Source organism: Zhongshania sp. (assembly GCF_029212375.1).
GTDB lineage: Bacteria > Pseudomonadota > Gammaproteobacteria > Pseudomonadales > Spongiibacteraceae > Spongiibacter.
Genome location: NZ_JARGNU010000011.1, coordinates 58,457 through 78,793 on the forward strand (window position 1 = coordinate 58,457; position 20,337 = coordinate 78,793).

Here is a 20,337-nt window from a genome sequence, read left to right on the forward strand (position 1 = left end):
AAACTTAATCGCGTTATGGCGCCTTTGTAAACACTTTAAGCTATGTTGCTCGCAGGCCCTAAGCCCGCTGCCAAGAACTCAACTAGCAACTTAATCTTGGGCGACAAGTTACGGCTATGGGGAAATAGTGCCCAAATACCCTCTTCGGGCTCACGAAAATGGTCTAGTAAACTGATCAAACTGCCTTCATCAAGGTGGGCCTGCACATAATAATCGGGCAACTGAATTAGCCCTACCCCTTTTAACGCGGCATCAACCAGTGCGTGACCGCTATTGCAGTGGATATTGCCCGACACGCGGATATTCCGCGACTTGCCCGCCTCCTGAAATCGCCAGATGTCCGAGCCGCCAACCAAGCAATTGTGCTGTTCTAATTCGGCCAATGAGTGAGCAATGCCATAGCGGTTCAAATAACTCGGCGCAGCACAAACATAGGGGGTTCGCGATGCCAGTTTTTTTGCCATCATCGCCGAATCGCTCAACGTGCCGATTCGAATCGCCAAGTCGTAGCCTTGGGTCACCAAATCGTCGAGCTGGTTGCTAAGCTGGCAATGCAACTCCAGTTGCGGATACTGCAACACAAAATCATTTACAAGCGGCATTACGCTCTCTTCGCCGTAGGTAATCGGCGCGGTCATTTTAATTTTACCGCGCGGTGTAGCCTGTAAATCTAAAATAGCCCGTTCAGCCTCTGCCAAGCCATCCATCAAGCTCCGGCAGTGTTGGTAGTAAACACCGCCATTCTCCGTCATAACCACTTTGCGGGTGGTGCGGTAAAACAACTTGGCGCCTAGGCGGTCTTCCAAGCCGCTGACTTGCCGGCTGACCTGCGCCACTGATACCGCCAAACGCCCAGCCGCCACAGTAAAACTGCCGGTTTCGGCTACGGCAACAAATTCAGCAAGGCCCTGCCACTGGTTCATTATTACATTCTCGTAAAAGTGTTTTGTATTTAAGGCCATTATCATCAATCGAGAAACAATTACAATGTAGGCCTTAAAATCACACCAGCTATACCGCAGCCACCACAGAGAGATCGCCATGTCTGAGCAATTTATTAAATCCAAAGCCGCTGTTGCTTGGGGTCCCGGTCAGCCACTTAAAATCGAAGAAGTCGATGTAATGCTCCCCAAGGCGGGCGAGGTATTGATTAAAATCGTCGCCACTGGTGTTTGCCACACTGACGCCTTCACCCTCTCTGGCGACGACCCCGAGGGCATATTCCCCGCCATTCTCGGCCACGAAGGCGGTGGTATTGTTGAACAAGTCGGTGAAGGCGTCACCAGCGTAAAAGTCGGCGACCACGTAATTCCTCTGTACACCCCCGAATGCCGCGAGTGCAAATTTTGTAAATCGGGCAAGACCAATCTTTGCCAGAAAATTCGTGAAACCCAAGGTAAAGGCCTGATGCCCGACGGCACCACTCGGTTCTACAAAGACGGCCAACCGATTTTCCACTACATGGGGTGCTCAACCTTCTCTGAGTACACCGTGCTGCCCGAAATCTCCCTCGCCAAAGTGAATCCTGCCGCGCCTCTAGAAGAAGTTTGTTTGCTTGGCTGCGGCGTCACCACCGGCATGGGCGCAGTGATGAATACCGCCAAGGTAAAAGAGGGCGACACCGTTGCTATTTTTGGTTTGGGCGGCATTGGCCTGTCGGCCGTGATCGGCGCGGTGATGGCCAAAGCCAGCCGCATCATTGCCATCGACGTTAACGAGAGTAAATTTGAACTGGCCCGCAAGCTCGGCGCCACCGATTGCATCAACCCGAAGAACTTCGACAAGCCGATTCAAGAGGTGATAGTTGAACTGACCGACGGCGGCGTTGATTTTTCTTTTGAGTGCATTGGCAACGTTAACACCATGCGCTCGGCTTTAGAGTGCTGCCACAAGGGCTGGGGCGAGTCGATTATTATTGGCGTAGCCGGCGCTGGCCAGGAAATTTCAACCCGCCCCTTCCAACTAGTAACGGGACGAGTCTGGCGCGGCACCGCCTTTGGTGGCGTACGCGGCCGCACCGAACTACCAGACTACGTAGAACGCTATTTAGCTGGCGAATTTAAGCTCAGCGATTTCATTACCCACACCATGCCACTCGAAGACATTAACGAAGCCTTTGAGTTAATGCATGAGGGCAAGAGTATTCGCTCAGTTATTCACTACTAGTCCTCCAGCCCCCACAAGGACGCGCCGCTGAAAAGCGGCGCGAATCGCAAATGAGCATAGAAAACATTAGCAACAACAAATGCTTTGGCGGCTGGCATAAGCAGTATCGCCACCGCTCTAGCACCCTCAACTGCGAGATGCGTTTTGCCGTTTTTTTGCCCCCCCAAATCAATACCGGCGTAAAAGTACCGGCACTGTACTGGCTATCGGGACTAACCTGCACCGACGAAAACGTGATGCAGAAAAGCGGTATACAGCGTGTTGCCGCTGAACTTGGCATCGCCATTATCGCCCCCGACACCAGCCCTCGCGGCGGCGACGTCGCTAACGACGACAGCTACGACCTAGGCCAAGGCGCAGGCTTTTATGTTAACGCCAGCCAAGCGCCGTGGAATCGCCATTTCCATATGTACGACTATATCGTTAAAGAGCTGCCGGAAATTATCGAGCAACACTTCCCTATATCTGAGCAGCGTGCCATTTCCGGCCATTCCATGGGCGGCCACGGCGCACTGACTATCGCCTTAAAAAATCCCGAGCGCTACAGCTCGGTATCGGCCTTCAGTCCAATTAGCTCACCGGTAAACTGCCCTTGGGGACAAAAAGCGTTTACGGCGTATTTGGGCGCTGAACAAGCAGATTGGAAGGCCTACGACAGCTGCGAACTCATTAACAACGCAACTCGGTTTGTACCCGCACTTGTCGATCAAGGCAACGATGATCAATTTCTAATTGAGCAGCTCAAGCCGCAACTATTAGACGCCGCAGCCAAGGCTAAAAACTACCCACTGCAACTCAATTACCACGACGGCTATGACCACAGTTATTATTTTATCGCCAGTTTTATAGAGTCACACCTGCGTTTCCACGCCGAGCATTTAAGCCCCAGTGTAAACTGATGCTTGGTGTATAAAATCACCTTAATCGATAATTATCCCAACACACCCGCCGCGTGCGACGAATATACTCATACGTCGAGCCCGGCCAGTTATTGGTGATTTTATCGCCATCTTTATACCAACTTGCGTTAATCGTATTCCATGCCATATTGGCTAAACGCTGCTGAAGCTCGGCATTGTATTGTTGCTCTGCCTCAGCTTTCACTTCAATCGAACGACGCCCATCCCTATCTAAAACCTGAATACAGTCTGTGATATAGCGCGCCTGAGCCTCCGACATAATCACAATCGAGTTGTGGCCTAAATTGGTATTGGGGCCATACATCATAAAAAAATTTGGGAAACCAGCAGTCATCATCCCCAAATATGCCTGAGCACCGCTACCCCATGCCTCGCGCAGACTCAGGCCATCCTTACCCACGATCGTCATTGGCGCCAAAAACGGATTGGTTTTAAATCCTGTGCCATAAATAATGACGTCGGCGAGAATTTCTCGGCCACCTGCAGTTACCACACCGCATTCAGATAAGCGCGCAATACCGTCTACATCCAGCTCAACATTTGCTCTCGCCATCGCCGCATAATAGTCATCAGACACGAGTATACGCTTGGCGCCCATGGGGTAGTCGGGGGTTAACTTGGCCCGTAATACGGGATCACTAATATATTTTTTTATATAGCGACGGTGCATCCACAGAGCAATGCGCCGATGCAAGCTACGCCCCTGCATTATTGGATAAATCAGCAGCTCATTGCGCAACCAAATACTAAACCGATAGTAGCGAGCCACGAGAGGGATACGCGCCGACAGCCACTGCTCCCACGCCTTATAAGGCCTGTCGAGTTTGGGAATAACCCAGTTCGCACTGCGCTGAAAAACCGTGAGCTTCGCCACTTGCGGCGCAATTTGCGGAATAAACTGCAGCGCGCTGGCGGCATTGCCAATCACCACCACACGCTTGCCTGCCAGCTCAACACGGTGATCCCACGCCGCCGAATGAAACTGCGGCCCCACAAAGCTAACTTGCCCCGGCAGCCGCGGCGTAAACGGATGATGTAACTGCCCTACCGCAGTAACTAAAAACTGGCACTGCCACTCATCACCGTTAGCGCTGCGCAAATGCCAGCACTGCGCCGCCTCATCATATTGCGCGCTGCCAAGCTCCACGCCAAAATGAATATGCGCATACAAGCCGTATTTTTTGGCGGTGCCCTTTAAATAATCAAATATCTGCGGCTGTTCAGCCCATTTATATTGCCAGTCAGCATTGTGTTCAAAGGAATAGCTATACAGCGCCGAGGCAATATCGCACTCCGCGCCCGGATAGTGATTCTCTCGCCAAGTACCGCCGACCTCATCGGCCTTTTCCAAAATAACGAAATCGCTAATACCCGCTTTTTGAAGTTGAATGGCCACACCCAAACCTGAAAATCCAGCACCAACTATAATGATTTTACGGGTATTAAGCTTTGTCACTGGCACTCTCCACGTGTGTGTTTACTTACTTTCCGCTACGCCGAGCAGTATCCATTCAGAATCTGTGCTAATAATTAGCATTTGACGACATATATCCGCTAAACAGGACATCCACCATGCGCCCCCTTATTCGCTCGTCTTCACTTAGCGGCTATCAAGAGTTGGTTCGTGAATTGGGTGCCGACCCTACGCCTTTTATTAGCCAATTGAATTTAGACCCAAAACGGCTCGGGGATTTTGACTACTTAATTTTTTACCACCACCTTATGCAAATATTAGAAAACTCTGCCGTCGAACTAAACTGCCCCGACTTTGGCTTGCAGCTGTCTAAAAAGCAAAACCTAGAAACCTTGGGCCCAATCGCCATTATGGCTCGCGCCTCCAACACCGTGCGCGATGCCATGCTCTGCGTCGCTCGGTATATCTCGTATCACAGCCCCGCATTGAAACTTTCTCTCGATGATAAAACGGCGCCCAACTTCCCGCGCCTAATAGTAGAAATAGATGTGCCAGACCTTCCCTATCGACGCCAAACTATTGAGCTTGCCATGGGCTTAACCGCCAATGTGCACGGCCTTCTCACTGAATATCGCTACAAGCCAGACGCTATCTTGTTTCGACATACTCGTGAGCTCGACATTAATCGCTACCGACGCCACTTTGGCTGCCCCGTTTTATTCGGCCAAGAAACAAACGCCCTAGTGTTAACCCCAGAACAATTCAATTTACCTATTCGCACGGCCAATACCTTTCAGCGCGAAATGATGACCAACTATGTCGCCAAGAAAAGCCGCACCAATCCCGTCACGTTATTCGAGCAAACACGGTTTATTGTTAGCCGATTACTCCCCACCCAGCACTGCAACATTAAAAGCGTTGCCGAAGAGTTATTCATGCACCCTCGCACTCTGCAACGTCGGCTTAAAAGCGAGGGGCATATCTTTGAGCAAGTTCTCGACGATATCCGTCGCACCGAAGCACAGAGTTTTTTGGCCGAACAACGTATGCCCATGGCCCAAATTGCTGGCTTACTAGGCTACCAAGAGCAGAGTTCGTTTAATCGAGCAGTAAAGCGCTGGTTTGGCGTTACCCCAAATAGCTACAGAAAATCCTTTCAAAACAGGCAAATCCCACCGCAGTAAACTAGACTCCAGGCCACTTATTCTGCCGTGGAGGCTAAATTAAATGTCATTATTGCCAGCTCAAAATGTCATCAAATGCTAATATTATGTCGCCAAATACTAATATATTCACTGTAAACTTCGGCATTGTTCGACCTTAAACTCCACCGACAAAAACAACAATATATTTGTATTAATCTGGAAGGATTTTAGCCATGCCAAACCGCTCTCTATTGCCATTATTCAAAGGGAAAAAACTGCTACGCAGCAGTCTCTACATAGCCATTGCCGCCAGCGCCAACGTCGCAAGCGCAGGGCCCATGCTAGAGGAAGTCCTCGTTACCGCGCAAAAGCGCAGCCAGAGCACCCAAGACATCCCTGTAGCCGTCACCGGCATGACCGACACCCAACTAGATAAATACGGCTTTGAAAACGCCAGCGACATTGCGGCACAAGTACCCAATATGCAGGTCAGCGGCCCCTACGGCGACATTCAACCAATATTTTCAATTCGCGGCGTGAGCATGTCTGACTACAGTTCCAACCAAGCCAGCCCGATTGGCGTCTACGTTGACGAAACTTATCTGGCCCCTGTTTACAGCCATGGCGCTAACTTTTTTGATATAGAGCGCCTAGAAGTACTGCGCGGCCCCCAAGGCACGCTCTACGGTAAAAATACAACTGGCGGCGCCATAAATATCATTACCCGCACCCCCCAATTTAGTGACGAACCAAGCAATTACATCAAGCTCGGCGCTGGCAGCTACAATGCAACCAGTGCCGAAGCTGGCGCAGAAACCCAGCTCATCGACGGAGTTTTAGCCGCGCGCGGCGCCTTAAGTTTTAAACGCGACGACGGTTACGCAGATATTGTTGGCCGCAGTGAAAATGGCGCCCAAACCGACTTTCAAGGCGGCCGACTTGCCCTACATTTCGCGCCCAACGACACCTGGGACACCGTATTCAAATACACCGTCTCCGGCAACGACGCCCTTAGCACGCCCGCCCGAAACGAAGGTCGCACCGACCTACTCGGCGCCCCAAACTCAGATTACAACGGATACTCGCGGCAAAGTCGTAACTTAGATTTTCACGAAACCGAAGCCAATGAGGTCGGCGCCCTTATAACCAACACCAATATTGCGGGCTTAACCGTTACCTTTGCTGGCGATGGTTACTCGATAACCTCAGTAACGTCTTACTACGACGCTGATTATTACCAGAAAGCCGATACTGATGGCTCGCCCAACGATTTGCTCACCATCACATGGTCTTCGGACACCATTGGCTACAGCCAGGATCTGCGCTTCGCGTCTGAGTACGAGGGCATGTTCAATATCATCGCCGGTGTCTACTATGGCTACGAAGATCAGTACATGCACAATATCTACGATATTTTCGACACCCCACCGGATGTGCGCGTAGGTGTTGCAAAGCCCGATACGGCCCAGCAATACCCCTTCTTGCTAGATTACGGCATGCTAGATCAACGCATGGAAACCAAAAAAACCAGTCTCGCCGCCTATTCACAAATGCGCTTTGATTTTAGCGACACCTTCGGCATGGACTTAGGTTTGCGCTATACCAAAGACGGCAATAAACAAAGCTACTTCAATATTTCCCGCATTGGTTACGACGGCAGCCCGCGCGGCACCTATGTACCCGGCAACACTAGCGGCGTAGACGACGCGTACATTTCACTACCCTTATCCCAATCGCAACTAGTGGATATTCTCGGCGACCCAACACTATTACTAAACCTGCTAAGCCTTGGCTACACACACGGCGCGTATACCCTTGATTCTGGCCCCAAGTTAGAGGCCAACGAAGCAGAGTGGACCGGTAAACTGGGATTTGACTATCGTGTTAATGAAGACGTAATGGTCTATGTTAGTGCAAGCCACGGTTACCGCAGCGGCAGTTTCAACGGCGGCGCTTACTACCTTGCTCGGCCCATCGAAACCGCGTACGCATCGCCAGAATATATAGATGCCTTTGAACTTGGTTTTAAAGCCGATTTACTAGACAACAGCATGCGCCTAAATGCCGCACTGTTTTCCTATGACTACACCGACCAGCAATTTATAAACGTCGTTGGTTTCTCTAACTTCCTTGAAAATGCCGGTAGCTCAAAAATTGCCGGTGCAGAAGCGGAACTATGGGCACGCATAACAGAAAAACTCACTTTGCAAATTGGCTTTGGTTATTTGCATACCGAATTTTCTGAGCTCACTTTAGCAAACACCGAAACCATTGCTGACGCTGACGACCGCGTTGACCTAAGCGGCAACGAACTCATCTCTGCTCCCGAATTTAACTACAGCATCTCGCTGGACTACGACATTTGGGAAAATGAGCAGGGCTACCTAACCACCAACATCAACGCCAACTTCCAAGATGACCAATGGTATAGCGCCTACAATGATCAATACGGCTACGACGCTATTCGCCAAGACGCGTATTGGTTGTTTAATGCACGAACCAGTTGGCACGCTAGCGACGACAGCTATTCAGTGTCGTTGTGGGTAAAAAACCTTATGGATGAAGAATACGACAGCTACGCAATTAATCTGCAAGCGGGCTTTGGCCACGACAACTACCTTGCGGGCCCACCACGCAGCTACGGCGCCGAAGTTACCTACCGCTTTTAAGCTGTAGCAAACTAACGCTAAACCCCGCCGTAAAGTGCTGCGCAAGAACGCGCAGCACTTTACGCCCAGCCCCAATATTTACCATTCTAGCCAAACCCGCCAGCCAGAAATTCAACGCCACCAACAATCAAACACATCAATTATGCTGCGCAATCTACGTATTGAAAACCAGCCACCGAACTGTGCATTATAGAACGCTGAACTCATCCATTCCGTGACCCCACCGGAATAGGAGCCATAGCCATGCACCCCACAAAACTTGCTAACGCCAAGCCCAACCCGACCGCTCTAGGCCAATTATTAGTATCTGGCGGCTTTATTACTGCCAGCACCTTGCAACAGGCTTTAAGTACGCAGCGCTGGAGCCAGCGCCGCCTAGGCGACGTGCTAGTTCAACGCCATGAACTCAGCAACATTGAAAAGCAAGCCGTACTCAAACTACAGAAAACCCTCAAAGAACACACTCACGCGATTAAAGAAAACGGTGAAATGCCGCAATCGCTACAGCTCAGCTTAGGCCAACTGCTTGTCGAAAATGGCGAAATTACTCACCAGCAACTCAACGCCGCATTAGCCGAGCACAGTCTGCAACACCGCCGTCTTGGCGAGATATTAATTGACCAACAACTAATCAGTCCAAGCCGCCTCGCCTGCTGGTTACAATTACAGAAAAAACTATTTAGCGCCGCTGCGGTAGCGGCATGGATAATGACAAGCAGCGGCAATGTGGCCGCTGGCGAAAACCAGCAAAATCTCTGGCAAAAATTTATTAGTGGCAACTTAATCCCGACCAGCACCACCGACACCAAACACGCATGGGGCCAGCAGAGTACGGACAACCTGCCAAGATTAAGTATTAAGCACCGCGACCTCAGCGAATTGAGCCGCAGCCGCGACGGCACACTCTCGCTCAGATTTGGCCAAAAAGGCCTGAATATTGTTAAGCGGTTTTAGTTTCCGCAGCCGCATTACGTAATTTTAGCTACCCGCACACCCAAATCACATACTGGCGCTACATGCGCACGAGAGATTACCACGCACAGTAATCGGTTAATCACCTATATTACCAAGAAGTCACTTTCGAAAATTTTCTGATGTAATAGAACCAGAACATCAACCCTGGCATAAGAAAAAGCTCAATTAACAAGGCAATAATGATAAATCCGGAGCCTACCGACGATGCCGGAAAACCGACCATGAATATTGATAATACCCGAGCGATGCCTCCCAAAAAAACCACAAATAATGCGCCGTTCAGAATTGTGGCGTACTTTTTTACATCTTTGAGACAAACTAATAGCAACACCCCATAAGCAAACCAGATAGTACCGACAAACCTAATTTGGCTGTCTAGAACAGAGTCCGCTAATGCTAAGTCGTTGATCCCGAGTCCTATCCCTCGCCAAGCAGATGGACCTACAAGTATATCCATCAAACCAGTAAGTAAGGGAAGCAAGGCCCAAATGGCTACAACAAACTTAAAAAATTTCATTCTATTCCCTGCGCATATTCAGCAAAATTGCCCAGGCCACCCTCTCGGCGCTGCCTAGGCATTCTCCAAAAGGCTCATTAGCCCCGACCAAGCATTGATCTGGCAATAACTTCTTTCATGATTTCAGAGGTGCCGCCGTAAATCGTTTGGACTCGTGCATCAACGAAGAATCGAGAAATCGGATATTCCTTTGTGTATCCATAACCGCCAAATAACCGTAGGCATTCATTAACCGTCTTCCACTGCATTTCCGTAGCCGACAATTTAACTATCGCCGCTTGCTCTACGGTCATTTCGCCGCGTTTATAGGCCGCCGTGCATTTTTCAACATAGGCGGTGTTTATCTCCAGCTCAGCTTTTACTTCTGCCAACTTAAAGCGAGAATTTTGAAAGGCGCCGACTTTTTGACCAAAGGCACTACGCTGCTGAACATAATCCAGCGTAATCGCAAGGGCGCCTCGTGCCGCACCAATAGCGCAGGCGGCAATACCCAGTCGCTCTCGCGGTAGCTCTTCCATGAGATAAGTAAAGCCTTTCCCCTCCTCGCCCAGCAGGGCATTCATGGGGACTCGTAAATCGTTAAAAAATAATTCGGCGGTATCGCTATCGTGCTGACCAAGTTTCTCGATTTGCTTACCGCGAGAAAATCCTGGTAACGAGGTATCTACCAAGAATAAAGAAACCCCTTTAGCGCCAGCCTTAGGATCAGTTTTTGCTGCAACAATAACCAGATCTGCATGAATACCATTGGTAATAAAGACTTTTGAACCATTAAGTATATAGTCATCGCCATCGCGGATAGCAGATGTAGCAAGCGCGGCAAGATCACTGCCGGCGCCAGGCTCAGTCATTGCAATAGCACCAACAACATCGCCGGAAACCATCGCCGGCAACCACCGATCACACTGCTGCTTTGACCCTATACTCTGAATATAAGGCGCAACAATATTGGCGTGAATGTTATAGCCAGAAGACAAGCCAGAGTAACCCTTGCATGCAAGCTCCTCAATGATCATCAGAGCGACATCAAAACTCGTATCGGCGGCGCCATATTCTTCCGAAAAATCAACACAAAGCATGCCGGCATCGCCAAGCTTCTTCCACAGGGCTTTGGGAACTAAGCCTGAACGCTCCCACGCTTCAAATTCCGAATCTACCTCTTGCTCTAGAAAGCGCAGCACCATGTCCCTAAATACAAGTAAGTCATCATTTGTCGCCGTCATATTCCCCCCGATCTTAATAAGATAAACCTCAAAAACTGTAACTCGCTTCGATTGCAGTACCCTCACGTCGGTGCTGACAGGCTCTTAGCCATCAATTCCTTTAGCATCATAATGCCTTGTAAAGGTCGAACCATAACTTTAAATTCTGTAATCTTCCCTAAATCATTAAAATGTATTATATCGACGCCATTTATAAATACCCCGTCCATTTCCAGTTCGAATTCGAGAACCGCAACGCCATTTTGAATGGTTTCATGGGTGTATACAAAAGTACCGTTGTTAAGTAAAGCCATCGCTGTTGAAAGATATTTTTTAACGATCTTTTCGCCACGCTGAGCAGAATGAACTACGGGCGAAAAGAACACCGCATCTTTATCAATAATTTCATCCAATAATGTAGCGTCGAGAAACTCTACATACTTGTGCCATTTATCAACTACATTCATTGAGCTTTCCCTTACATTAAATTATTAATTACGCTTCTTGCACGCCAAGCAAATGAAAATACAACATTGCTGACAAGGAGCACATCAAGCTTATTGCACCTAATAGGGCAGGTAAGAATGCGACCACACCCGCCCAATTAGACGCCCCCAATACGTTTTCACCCAGTGTTAGCCCGCGATTATGAGAAAACATACTAAATAGATAAAACATCGCATTCCCCCACACCGCAACCGCAATCCCAAGAGAAATCAAATTTTCTGCTTTTGGTCCCACCTGCAGCGCAGTAAGCGAAAACCCCAGCACTATCGCCATTAATCCATTCATCAACATACCGAGATGGAATGTTCGCCAGCCGGTAGATGAACCAATAACGTCTAACGTAAAAATGCAGGTAAGGGATCTAATGAGATACCACCGATTAAGGAAAACACCAACATAAACCCGCCGAGCAAAGCAAGCAACAAGGACGCAAGACCATGACTTAATAAACGAGAATTTATGCTTTTTGTCATTATTATATTCCTCTAATCAAAGGTATATCACCGCTAATGTAAATAGCAGAATTTTTCTACTTCGATTAAAAAAGCCCGGCGAACCAGGCAAAAATGGCGAATCTTCACTTTTTATAAAAATCCACCAATGGGGTTAACATTGGCAAACAGTCGCTATTTAGTATCAAAAACTGACCTTGCAATAATCTCTTTCATAATCTCTGCACTGCCCGCTAAAATTCTACTTACCCGAGCATTCGCGTATAGCTCGCAAATTTCATACTCCATCATATAGCCAGCACCACCATGAAGCTGAACACCCTCATCGCAAGCTCGCCCTTGCAGTTCGGAGCTTATTAACTTTGCTTGGGCTGCCATTTCAGATGTCAACTTGCCAGCATTGTGTTCTGCCACGCAGTGGTCAACAAAGCACTGGGCGATATTGATTTCACTAAAAAGCTGAGCCATTTTAAATCGGGTATTCTGTAGTTGCGCCAACGATTGCCCAAAGACCTTTCTCTCTATAACGAATAGTTTGGTCACATCAAATGCACGCCTTGCCGCAGCCAAACTGTCGCAGGCCGCAATTAATCGTTCTTCGGCTAAGCTGTGCATCAAATAATGCATGCCCTTATCTGGATCACCCAATGCAGCGCTCTTTGGCAGTTTAATATCGGTAAAAAATAATTCACCGGTATCTTGGGCCTTCAGGCCAAGCTTTTTTAGGTTGCGGCCACGAGCGAAACCGGCTTGTGCGGCGTCTACCAGAAACAGACCAATCTGCCGCGGCTTATCTGGATTGGTTTTAGCCGCAACAATAACAAGGTCGGCGTTAATACCGTTGGAAATATAGGTTTTTGCGCCGTTCAAAAGCCAGTGGTCACCGCAATCAACCGCGCGTGTTTTCATACCCGCCAAATCACTTCCCGCATCGGGCTCTGTCATAGCAATCGCCAATACAGTTTCGCCGGAAATGCAGCTGGGTAGGTAACGTTGCTTTTGTTCATCAGAACCAAATTTTTCGATATATGGCCCCACCAAACGGCTGTGTAAGGTGTGAAAAAATCCCACTTCGCCCCGCACAGCGTCCTCCTCCATCATGATTTGCTGATAGCGGAAATCCTTTAATCCCAAGCCGCCATACTCCTCCGGCGCCCAGCACAGCAAGTAGCCTTGATCGCCCATTTTTTTGAACATGTCTTTGGGCACAATGTTGTTTTCGCGCCAGCTTTCCCGATGCGGCAACACTTCTTGCTCAAGAAAGCGTCGATACGCCTCCCGAAATAGCTGATGATCTTCCTCAAAGCAATATCGATTCATGGTTTTCCTAAATTATCTCTTATTAATGTGATTACAACTCGGTGCCGAGCCAACTAGGCTCCGACATATCGATGACGTGCCCATGTATACGCGGCAATATTCTGTCGATATAAAATTTTGCTACATCAACACGCCGACCAAGCTCTCTACGCCGCGAACAGGTATTCAACATGCGCAGAGACGCCCAAGCACCGCAGAGATAGCCCAGGCTCATCATGAGATCAAAGCTATTCGCTAGCGCGATATTTTCATTATCTGTTTTAGCTAAGAGACACCGAACACGTAACTGCAAAGTAGAAATAGCTGCTGCAACGCGCTCTGCATGGCAATTATTGTCGCTGCGAGCGTCGGCAACGGTGTCGCGTATTTCCGCAAACAAGGCATCAATTGCCTCGCCCCTATCGCGCACTATTTTACGCATTACTAAATCTTCTGACTGAATACCATTGGTGCCTTCGTAGATTGTCGACACTCGAATATCGCGTAAATACTGCGCAACACCGGTTTCTTCAACATAACCTAGACCACCGTGAATCTGTACTGCCATACCGCAAATTTCTTGGGCAACTTCGGTAAACCACGCCTTAACGATAGGAATCATTAAGTTAACTCGCGCCTGCTCGAGCGCTGAGTTTTTAATCTCGGCGCAGTCGATGCGAACCGCCTCGGTGTAAGCAATTGTTCGCATCGCATCAATAAGCGATTTTTGAATAAGTAACATTCGCTTAACATCGGGATGCACTACAAGAAATTTGCCCTGCTTACGCGAATTTGCATAAGCAAGGCTGGCTTGATACGCCACCTCACTAGCACCCAAGGCCTGAACACCCACTTTTAATCGCGCTTCATTCATCATCGTGAACATGCAGTTCAAACCACGATTTTCTTCGCCGATTAAATAGCCGACAGCACCCTCATTGTCGCCATAACTCATCACACAAGTGGGGCTGCAATGCAGGCCTAATTTTTTCTCTACGGCAATACACTTAATGTCATTGCGTATAGTGTATTTGCCTTCTTCATCGGCAAGAAACTTGGGAACAATAAATAATGAAATGCCTTTAGTGCCTAGAGGTGCATTAGGTAATCTTGCCAATACGAGGTGGATAATATTATTGCTGACCTGGTGCTCACCCCATGAGATAAAGGATTTCTGGCCTTTTATTCTGTAATAGTCTGATTCTGGTTTAGCGGCAGTCGCTACTCCCGCCAAATCGGACCCCGCCTGGGGCTCTGTTAACGCCATTACCCCCGACCACTCGCCATTTGCCAGTTTTGGCAAATAGCAATGCTTTTGCTGCTCTGTGCCGTGGGACTGAATAGCCATAGCTGAGCCGATGGAGAGAATCACGTGCATCGTGACCGACAAATTGGCGGCTGCCCAATTTTCCATTGCCAGTGTATTTACCAGCTCTGGCAGTCCTTGTCCGCCATAGTTGACTGCGGTTCTTAAACCAAGCCAGCCCCCTGCACCCAGTGCACGAATAGCATCAACAATACTACGGGGAACCAACACCTCGCCATCCACAAAACGAGTGCCCTGCGCATCGGCATCGCGATTGCAATTAGCTAAATCGGCACTTGCCAATTTACCCGCTTCACTATTAATGGCGAGCAGCGAATCAAGATCAAAGCCCGCCGACGCGAATGCAGGCGAGCGCTCCAGATCAGCAATTGAGATAAGGTTTTTAAGAACAAAGCTGCTGTCATCACTATTGTGTTGGTACATCAACAATTCACCTTAAACTAAGGATTCAAAATGCGCTTGAATCACTTTGCGCTTCATTTTCAGTGTTGGGGTCAGTAATCCATTTTGAATAGTCCACTCTTCCGGTGTAACAATGATCCGTGGAACACGTTCATGAGACGGCAGCGTGGAATTCATGGTAGCTAAAAATTCGGCGATGACGATGTTTAAATCTGCGAGCGACATCAATCGCGCTTTGTCATTCAGATACACAAACGCCAAGGGCTGATCCTTGCCGTGTCCAAAAACGCAAATTTGTTGAAACAGGCCCGACTCCATCAACCGGCCTTCCAAAGCAACCGGCTGAATAAATTTGCCTTTACTCGTTTTAAACGTTTCACCAATTCGACCAGTGACCCAGAGCCGACCATGTTCATCTATGCGGCCTGCATCTCCCGTGTGATACCAGCCATCCACAAGTACCGATGCGGTTTTCTCTGGTTCTTTGTAGTATCCCGTCATAAGGGCATCGCTGCGAAAGCAAATTTCGTTATCGCTAGTGATTTTCAGATCCACACCTATTGCAGGCCTGCCGACACAGCCTGGTATCGGATTCTCTTCGTCACTCCAAAAGCAACCATCGCAAAAGTTTTCAGTCATTGAATAACCTTCACGCAATGCCAAGCCAATATCTGCAAACCATGTATGAATATCGGGCGAGCAAGGTGCAGAGCCAGTTAAAACTCGCACCGCTTCATTAAGGCCCAGCAAACGACGCGCTTCAGCGGCGGCTTCTGGCTGTTTGACTTGTTCTGGAGTGCAAGCCAAATTTGCTTCTACATATTCTTTAAATTTAACCCACAGCCGTGGCACCGACGCAAAGACCGTAGGCTGAATATCACGCAGTTCTTGAAAGAATGAAGCCATGCCAGCAGAGAAGGCAATGACGCCATTACAATACAGCGCATTCATTTCCACCATCGCGCGCTCCATGGCGTGGGATAGCGGTAAGTAGGAAAACAGTCGATGTCGGCCGTTAATCGCTGGCATTAGACTTTGTTGCATTCGAGGAGTAGAGCTAGCCGCCGTGCCGTGGCGAAGCATTACGCCCTTGGGATTGCCCGTTGTGCCAGAGGTGTACAGCATAGTAAATATGCTTTGTGGATCAGGAATCGGGCATCCCTGATATGGCTCAAAGCCCTGCACAATTTTTTCTAGGCTAGTATCGGTACTTACCGTGCAACCATGAATTGCAACAGTGTGGACGCTATTATCAAGAATCTCGGCGATATGCTCATTCACATCAAAGTCGCCTAATACTGCAGCCAAACACCCACTATGCTCAAGAATGTATTTTGAAGAGTCTTTATCTTGCCCTGGATAAAGTGGCACACTGATATGACCCGCCAACATAATCGCAAAGTCAGTGACCACCCAATCTGCACAATTTCGAGCAAATACGGCAATACGGCTCTCGGCAGGCAAGTTCAATGATTTAAAATAGGCGGCGAAGCAGCGGACACGATTAGACACTTCTGCCCATCGATAATCTTGCCAAGAGCCGACGAGTGACTGACGGAGAAAAACCTCACCAGCATTTTCTTGCTCTCGCTGATAGAACATTTCAAGAGGCGTTTTCATATTATTTTTCCAAATTTAGAGCGAGCGATCACCGTAGCAAGCAGCAGCCCGCCCACTCAGACCTATTAAAGTATTTTCGTCTTCACATGTCGCAGTGAGCATTTCGCGTGACGAAACCCTTACACCGCGACAATAGGCACTACACCACCAAGGCAATAATCTGACTGATTCTGTCCTGAGGAATGGGGAAAAATACGGCAAAAGGATCCGTCGCAATCGCGAAAGCAATTTTCTCGTAATCTTCTGCCGGAATATTATATTTTTTGAAATCCACCGGCACGCCGGTCGCTTCCTGTAACGCTGACATTTTCTCCATTACCGCATCCATCACCACTTCGTTGTTATCGCTGGTAATAGCAACATTCAGCGCTTGTGCTAGACGCTTAGCGTTGGGTAAATAGAAGTCCCTCAACACCTGCAAACACACCGGCAACAGAACCGAGTTCGCATCACCGTGGGGAATATGGTAAATCGCACCAAAAGCATGGGCACAGTTATGTACCGGCACCGCATTTAAAGCTCCCACAAAAGCGTCTATCGCCATTGAGCTCGCCTGCAACATCGCCGTGCGCGCAGCAACGTCTTTACCGTTGTTGGTCACAATAGGCAGATTATGCTCGATCATCTGCGCGGCCATAAAACCATGCGCGTCGGTGAAGGGATTAGCGCAAGGTGATGCCACGGCTTCCAACGCGTGGGTCAAGGCGTCCATACCCGTTGATGCAGTAAGATGCTTAGGCAGGCCCAAGGTAAGATTTGCGTCTAAGACCGCCATATCTGGGTCGAGGAATGGCGCCGCTAAATTACTCTTAATACCCAACTCTTCATTAAAAAACACCGCGCCAGCACTTACTTCTGCCCCAGTTCCCGCCGTTGTCGCTACGCCAATATGGGGTATACCCATATGTTTGGCAGCAGGCCAAGACTCTAATTTAATTCCTGATTGCGTCGCATCGCGAATATCGGTCATACCGTGAGCCAAGCCGTACTTCACGCCTTTAGAGGCGTCCTGCACACTGCCACCACCTACCGCGAGTATGGCGTCTGCCGCAACTTCGCGTGCATACGCCAGTGCCTGATTGACATTGCTACACGCTGCATCTGGTGCAATATCGGTGTATACACCCACTAACTCGGGGCCTGCGCCGTATTGCCCATTTTCAAATACCGACACAATCTGATCGACAACACCTATCTGCTTAAGACCCTGATCCGAAAACAGCACCACCCGTTTAGCACCCATGCCCTGAAACAAAGCTGGTAAGCGAATAATACTGCCCGGCCCAGAGTGAACAACGGTGCGCATGTTGTACTGCAAATATCCTGTTCTAGACATAGTAATAGCCTCTTATTCTGTTCTTGAAATTCGGTTTAATTTCTAGCAATTACAAAGAATGTACAATTTTGTACAAAGCCTTATTGGCAACATTGGTCTCGAAAGACGTTGTAATGGCCTTGGTTTCAAGATAAGACTCAAAACTATATTTACTAAACTCTCGCCCATAGCCACTCTGCTTATAGCCGCCAAAGGGCACATCGGTACGCATCATGTGCCAGTCGTTAATCCATACCGAACCGGAATTTAAACGCCGCGCCAGAGCCTGTGCTTCGACTACATTGCTAGTCCAAATACCGGCCGATAATCCGTAAATAGTGTCGTTGGCAATTTGCATCGCTTCTTCAGTTGTCGAGAATTTAATCACTGACAAAACTGGCCCAAATATTTCTTGCTGTGCCACGTTCATACCATTGTCAACGTCTGCAATAATGGTTGGCCTAACAAAGAAGCCACCTTCGCAGTTTGGTACCGACATCTGATCGCCACCACTAACAATGCGCGCGCCATCTCGCGAAGCCGATTCAATGAAGCTCATTACCTTGCGAAAATGCGACTCGCTGGACATTGGCCCCATTGCGGTCGCCGGATCCATCGGGTCACCTACCACAACGGTTTCAGATATTTCTTTAAGACGTTGCAAAAGAGGCTCATAAATACTTTCATGAACGATAAGTCGAGTAGCCGATTCGCAGGCTTGACCAGAATTAAAATAGACTCCAAATAAAGCACCGTAAGCCGCCCGTTCAATATCAGCATCTGGCATAACAATCGCCGCACCTTTACCACCTAGCTCAAGGGTGACGCGCTTTAACGTTTCCGCCGCATTGCGCTGCACGCGCTTGCCAATCTCAGTAGAGCCAGTGAAGGATATTTTGTCGATATCTTTATGCAGAGTCATAGCGTCGCCAAGTTCTGCGCCTGGGCCATTTATCACGTTAACCACACCCGCTGGCACAACCTCACCAATTAACTCTATCAAACGAATTGTTGAGGTGGGAGTATTGCTTGCAGGTTTAATAACAACGGTATTACCGCAGGCCAGAGCCGGCGCCAACTTCATACAAGCCAATAATATTGGAAAATTCCATGCGGTAATCAATCCGCAAACCCCAATTGGCTCTTTAATAATCTGACTATGCATTTGCTCTGGGAAGGGGCGAGGTGAAATATATTCTACAAATTGATAAGTCTTTACCTCCTCCGCCAAGGTCATAAACAGATCAACCACTGCAGGTATATCGAGGCCCAAAATACGCTTTATGGTGCCACCAGATGCCGCCACTTCCAGCGCTGCTAGCTCGGGCGCATTACTCGCGATTTGCTGAGCAATACGATACAAGACCTTAGATCGATCAGCAGGTTTCATGTTGCGCCATTCCCCTGCTTTAAACGCACGACGCGCCGCAGCAACAGCAACATCTAAATCTACCGAGCTAGCATTCTGGACGCGCGCAACGACTTTCCCCGTAGCGGGACTAATAACATCAATATATGTCGCCGCCTCGGGGCGGTAGGCCTTACCGTCGATATAAAGATCGAAAACGTTCTCTGAAGATGTAATCGACATTGCTGTCTCCTTTTATTGTGCTTCAAATAGAATAAAAATATGACTAACTTGCTGATCCTAAAAACGCCTTCACCGCCGTGGTGAAGGCTATCTTCTTACCCATTTCGCCTTGAGCACACGCTTCATTCTCAAGTTGTTCATTCCAACTAGTAAGATAACTTTTATCAATAAGGCGTCGCGTCATATGCAAGGTTTCCGGTGAATAAGCCTTTAACTTCGCTGCTGCGGCCATAGCTTCGACCATCAAAAATTGATCCTCACAAGAAGACCAAATCAAGCCCCAGTCCACCGCTTGGCTTGCACTAATACGCTCGCCGAGCATCACTACACCCAATGCCCTTGCCCGTCCTAACAAGCGAGGAGCAAGCCATGTTACGCCCATATCTGGAATCAAGCCGATCTTTGCAAAGGGCATTTGGAAGTAGGCAGATTGCGCAGCAATTACTACATCTGCGCAAATTGCCAACGAACAACCGCCGCCCACTGCAGGTCCGTTTACCGCACAAATCAATGGTATTGGAATATCACGTAACATTGCCATTAAGGCATTAAAATGGCTTCGTAGAGGCTTAGCTATATTGACATGGCCTTCCTCATCGCGGTGATCCATCGCATCATTAAGATCAGCCCCAGCACAAAAGGCGCGGCCCTCACCGCTTAGAATTATTACCTTTGCACCTGCCGCCACCACGTGTTCAATTGCTGCCATCAACTCAGCAATCATCGCCGTACCAAAACAGTTCAAATGCGCTGGGCGATTAAGCGCAATTTTTGCAATCGAAGCGTCTATGGATAATGTTATAGCAGACATAAATA

The 20,337-nt window shown here is 48.6% G+C and carries 17 protein-coding genes; 5 read left to right on the forward strand and 12 right to left on the reverse strand.

What is annotated here, in order from left to right; all coding sequences use genetic code 11:
- Nucleotides 1-35 precede the first annotated feature (35 nt).
- Nucleotides 36-923 carry a LysR substrate-binding domain-containing protein gene (locus P1U47_RS12270; protein WP_301029264.1) on the reverse strand — a complete coding sequence of 296 codons (888 nt, stop codon included), beginning with the start codon at nucleotides 921-923 and terminating at the stop codon, nucleotides 36-38.
- Nucleotides 924-1,041: 118 nt separating this feature from the next.
- On the opposite strand from P1U47_RS12270, the gene P1U47_RS12275 reads away from it, so the two are divergent.
- Entirely contained in the window at nucleotides 1,042-2,166 is a 1,125-nt protein-coding gene (locus tag P1U47_RS12275) for an S-(hydroxymethyl)glutathione dehydrogenase/class III alcohol dehydrogenase (protein WP_301029266.1), read from the forward strand.
- A 50-nt stretch (nucleotides 2,167-2,216) separates the two neighbouring features.
- Nucleotides 2,217-3,065 carry an S-formylglutathione hydrolase gene (gene fghA, locus P1U47_RS12280; RefSeq protein ID WP_301029267.1) on the forward strand — a complete coding sequence of 283 codons (849 nt, stop codon included), beginning with the start codon at nucleotides 2,217-2,219 and terminating at the stop codon, nucleotides 3,063-3,065.
- A 16-nt stretch (nucleotides 3,066-3,081) separates the two neighbouring features.
- Here the strand turns inward: fghA and P1U47_RS12285 are convergent, their stop codons facing one another.
- Complete coding sequence (locus P1U47_RS12285) at nucleotides 3,082-4,542, reverse strand: NAD(P)/FAD-dependent oxidoreductase (RefSeq protein WP_301029269.1); 1,461 nt, start codon at nucleotides 4,540-4,542, stop codon at nucleotides 3,082-3,084.
- A 116-nt stretch (nucleotides 4,543-4,658) separates the two neighbouring features.
- Between P1U47_RS12285 and P1U47_RS12290 the strand changes: the two genes are divergently transcribed.
- The 3 genes from P1U47_RS12290 to P1U47_RS12300 all read left to right on the forward strand — a co-directional run bounded on the left by P1U47_RS12290 (nucleotide 4,659) and on the right by P1U47_RS12300 (nucleotide 9,268).
- A complete protein-coding gene (locus P1U47_RS12290; protein WP_301029271.1) occupies nucleotides 4,659-5,684 on the forward strand; it encodes an AraC family transcriptional regulator in 1,026 nt (341 codons plus the stop codon).
- Between the two features lie 194 nt (nucleotides 5,685-5,878).
- Complete coding sequence (locus P1U47_RS12295; RefSeq protein ID WP_301029272.1) at nucleotides 5,879-8,314, forward strand: TonB-dependent receptor; 2,436 nt, start codon at nucleotides 5,879-5,881, stop codon at nucleotides 8,312-8,314.
- 243 nt (nucleotides 8,315-8,557) lie between these two features.
- The gene (locus tag P1U47_RS12300) at nucleotides 8,558-9,268 is read left to right on the forward strand and encodes a hypothetical protein (protein WP_301029273.1); all 711 of its coding nucleotides are present in this window, start codon (nucleotides 8,558-8,560) and stop codon (nucleotides 9,266-9,268) included.
- Nucleotides 9,269-9,377: 109 nt separating this feature from the next.
- On the opposite strand, the gene P1U47_RS12305 is transcribed toward P1U47_RS12300, so the two are convergent.
- The 10 genes from P1U47_RS12305 to P1U47_RS12350 all read right to left on the reverse strand — a co-directional run bounded on the left by P1U47_RS12305 (nucleotide 9,378) and on the right by P1U47_RS12350 (nucleotide 20,332).
- The gene (locus P1U47_RS12305; protein WP_301029274.1) at nucleotides 9,378-9,806 is read right to left on the reverse strand and encodes a DUF4345 domain-containing protein; all 429 of its coding nucleotides are present in this window, start codon (nucleotides 9,804-9,806) and stop codon (nucleotides 9,378-9,380) included.
- A gap of 77 nt (nucleotides 9,807-9,883) precedes the next feature.
- Nucleotides 9,884-11,029: an acyl-CoA dehydrogenase family protein gene (locus P1U47_RS12310; RefSeq protein ID WP_301029276.1), complete on the reverse strand. Its 1,146-nt coding sequence runs from the start codon at nucleotides 11,027-11,029 to the stop codon at nucleotides 9,884-9,886.
- A 62-nt stretch (nucleotides 11,030-11,091) separates the two neighbouring features.
- The gene (locus P1U47_RS12315; protein WP_301029278.1) at nucleotides 11,092-11,475 is read right to left on the reverse strand and encodes a nuclear transport factor 2 family protein; all 384 of its coding nucleotides are present in this window, start codon (nucleotides 11,473-11,475) and stop codon (nucleotides 11,092-11,094) included.
- A 28-nt stretch (nucleotides 11,476-11,503) separates the two neighbouring features.
- Nucleotides 11,504-11,800, reverse strand: coding sequence for a hypothetical protein (locus P1U47_RS12320; RefSeq protein ID WP_301029279.1), 297 nt, complete (start codon nucleotides 11,798-11,800; stop codon nucleotides 11,504-11,506).
- A gap of 341 nt (nucleotides 11,801-12,141) precedes the next feature.
- Nucleotides 12,142-13,287 carry an acyl-CoA dehydrogenase family protein gene (locus tag P1U47_RS12325; protein WP_301029281.1) on the reverse strand — a complete coding sequence of 382 codons (1,146 nt, stop codon included), beginning with the start codon at nucleotides 13,285-13,287 and terminating at the stop codon, nucleotides 12,142-12,144.
- A 31-nt stretch (nucleotides 13,288-13,318) separates the two neighbouring features.
- Complete coding sequence (locus tag P1U47_RS12330) at nucleotides 13,319-15,016, reverse strand: acyl-CoA dehydrogenase (RefSeq protein ID WP_301029282.1); 1,698 nt, start codon at nucleotides 15,014-15,016, stop codon at nucleotides 13,319-13,321.
- Between the two features lie 12 nt (nucleotides 15,017-15,028).
- The gene (locus tag P1U47_RS12335; protein ID WP_301029283.1) at nucleotides 15,029-16,615 is read right to left on the reverse strand and encodes an AMP-binding protein; all 1,587 of its coding nucleotides are present in this window, start codon (nucleotides 16,613-16,615) and stop codon (nucleotides 15,029-15,031) included.
- Nucleotides 16,616-16,754: 139 nt separating this feature from the next.
- Complete coding sequence (locus tag P1U47_RS12340) at nucleotides 16,755-17,951, reverse strand: iron-containing alcohol dehydrogenase (RefSeq protein ID WP_301029285.1); 1,197 nt, start codon at nucleotides 17,949-17,951, stop codon at nucleotides 16,755-16,757.
- Nucleotides 17,952-18,000: 49 nt separating this feature from the next.
- Nucleotides 18,001-19,521 carry an aldehyde dehydrogenase family protein gene (locus P1U47_RS12345; RefSeq protein ID WP_301029287.1) on the reverse strand — a complete coding sequence of 507 codons (1,521 nt, stop codon included), beginning with the start codon at nucleotides 19,519-19,521 and terminating at the stop codon, nucleotides 18,001-18,003.
- A gap of 43 nt (nucleotides 19,522-19,564) precedes the next feature.
- Complete coding sequence (locus P1U47_RS12350) at nucleotides 19,565-20,332, reverse strand: enoyl-CoA hydratase-related protein (protein WP_301029288.1); 768 nt, start codon at nucleotides 20,330-20,332, stop codon at nucleotides 19,565-19,567.
- Between the last annotated feature and the right edge of the window lie 5 nt (nucleotides 20,333-20,337).